This is a genomic window from Fulvivirga kasyanovii (genome assembly GCF_009711405.1).
GTDB classification, from domain to species: Bacteria; Bacteroidota; Bacteroidia; order Cytophagales; family Cyclobacteriaceae; genus Fulvivirga; species Fulvivirga kasyanovii.
In genome coordinates this window covers 1-2460 of record NZ_SMLW01000222.1, presented here as the reverse complement: position 1 = coordinate 2460, position 2460 = coordinate 1, and the positions used below count along the sequence as shown (strand labels likewise).

General features: G+C 39.4%; 3 protein-coding genes. 2 read left to right on the top strand and 1 reads right to left on the bottom strand.

The features are described from left to right. The coding region (locus E1163_RS01030; protein ID WP_155168668.1) for a hypothetical protein at positions 1–451 on the bottom strand (451 nt) is incomplete at its 3' end. A gap of 212 nt (positions 452–663) precedes the next feature. Between E1163_RS01030 and E1163_RS01025 the strand changes: the two genes are divergently transcribed. Beyond that, entirely contained in the window at positions 664–1533 is an 870-nt protein-coding gene (locus tag E1163_RS01025) for a helix-turn-helix domain-containing protein (protein ID WP_155168667.1), read from the top strand. Between the two features lie 139 nt (positions 1534–1672). Then, positions 1673–2428 (top strand): MBL fold metallo-hydrolase, encoded by a 756-nt coding sequence (locus tag E1163_RS01020; RefSeq protein ID WP_155168666.1) that lies wholly within the window; start codon positions 1673–1675, stop codon positions 2426–2428. The last annotated feature ends 32 nt before the right edge of the window (positions 2429–2460 follow it).

Sequence of the window (2460 nt, the reverse complement as noted above, 5' to 3'; positions counted from 1 at the left end):
TAGAGTCATTGAGTTCGAGTAAAGATTTTTTAATGGTTTTTCTTTTGTCGTCCTTGATTAGGTGTTGCCCGAAGTCAGCAATAGTTAGCTTTGAAGCGTTTTTAGTTGTAAGAATAATCTTATCGCCATTTTCTCGAATATGGTCAATATCTGACAGCGGAATTTTGTTCACTGAGCTGGAGCGACTTACTCTATACGTTAATTGATCCTTACCTATTTCAATAAATATATCTCTTGCCCTAATGTTGAACTTTCTGGATCGAATAATTAAAAATAAACCAATTGCTATTCCCAGTACTTTATCCCAATCACCTGGGAATTTAGCAACAAATTGATCCGTTTGAAGATGATTATATAATTGATAACCAAAGAGAGTAATTAGAAAAAGTCCTGTTACTATAAATATAGTCTTGGACCTTTTAAAGGTACCTTCATTAATTATATGTTTCATGGTTTTAAGTTTTTCTGTTGAGAGATAAGGCTATTAGGTTCTTTTCCAGTTTCAGAAGTTAGACTTTCTATGTGTCAATTCTCATTGATCCCCATATTGTTGGCAGAAACCGCTTTGTAGCTAAGATAAAAGTATAAATTAAAGGTGTTGATATCAAGTCGCAAAACTGGAAGTTCCGGAATGACAAGCAAATAAGCTAATTTTAAACCCTCATGAGGCATATCAAATTCAATAAAACCATATGCGGGGTAGACTTCCTGCTGAACGTCCTTGAGTTTAATAATGATAAAAGCAGCGGGTTATTTAGTGAGGTGCAGTCTACTGATTTCTTTCAAATCATCTTCATCAAAGAAGCAAGAGGCAGGTTGCTATTGAATGAAAGTGAGATCAATGTCTCTGACAACTCCATTATCTTCATTTCTCAATTCCAAAAGTACCAGTGGAAAATAGATGCAGGAAGCAGCTTTAGGGCACACGTGCTGGTATTTCAGGAAGATTTTCTGAATGAGTTCTTTGCCGATAAATATTTTAGCTATCGTCTGCTTTACTTTTATCAAACACAATACCCCCTCCATATGGAGGTTGAGGATGCTGAGCGATCTGCCTACCTGGAGCAACTTTCAAAGATCAAGGAAGAGCTTGTATGTCCCAAAAGTGATAGTGCCCATCTAATACGGTCAATGCTTTATTATATGCTCATCAGTTTGAACAGGAGGTATGCTGAAAAATATAAAGTAGAGCCTGCTATAACACAGGATAATATTGCCTATGAGTTTAGAAAACTTGTGGAAGAACATATTTATTCCAAACAAAGGATAGAAGATTATACCACTTTAATGGGTGTTAGCAGGATTACCCTTAACAAGCTGGTCAAGGCCCAATTCAATGTTACAGCTTCCGATTTTATCAAGTCCCGGCTCATGTTTGAAATAAAGATGAAGCTGATTTACACCTCACTGACTATAGCTCAAATAGCTTCCGAGCTGAATTTCTCTGAGCCCAACCATTTGTCTCGTCTGTTTAAGAGCAGGGAAGGGATTACACCCGTGCAGTTTCGGGAAGATTATCAAAATGGTATTTAATAACCCGTGACTGGTAGTTTTCGATTGTCTGTTAAATAGAACCTTTGCGTAAGCCATTGATCAAAGGCGAGGTACTATTTAATTATCATTTATATGTAATGGCCCATACTGGCTGACATGTGAATCAAAAAATACAGACATGCAAAAGACAGAAATTCAACTCATCAGAAATGCAACCTTAAAAATTAAATATGCCGGTAAAACTTTTTTGGTAGACCCGGCACTAGGCGCAAAGCATAGCTTCAGATCATTTGTGGAGCCGGGTAAAAACCTTAATCCAACGGTAGACCTGCCCATGAGAGTGGAAGATGCGATAGCCGGTGTCGACGCCATTTTACTGACACATACACACCCTGATCATTTTGATGCCGCAGCGGCAGAAATACTAGATAAGCATTTGCCCTTTTACCTGGCACCTGTAGATGCTGTTACAGTACAAGCGGCAGGTTTTCAGAATATTGAAGTCATAGAGGATAAAAGGACATTGGAGAGCATTACCATTACAAGAACCGGTGGCAAGCACGGCCCTGAGGAAAAGTTGGACATGCTTGGTGAAGTGGCAGGCTTTGTTCTCGAGGCAGAGGCTTATCCAACTGTTTATATCATAGGAGACTGCATTTGGGATGGAGAGATTGAGAACAACCTCAAAACTATCAACCCGGATATTGTAATCACCAATTCTGGAGGAGCCGTGTTTATGGGACAAACCAGAATTTTAATGGATGAAGAAGAGACCATTAAAGTAGCTAAGACTGTTCCTAATGCTACAGTTATAGCGGTCCATATGGAGGCTTTGGATCATTGTAAGGTGACCAGGGAGTCATTGAAGGCTGCTGCTATTGCGGCTGGTGCGGATGTTTTGGTTCCGGGGGATGGGGAAGTTGTGAAAGGGTAGGCGATACTAGTCAGGTATGGCCAGGGTTGATA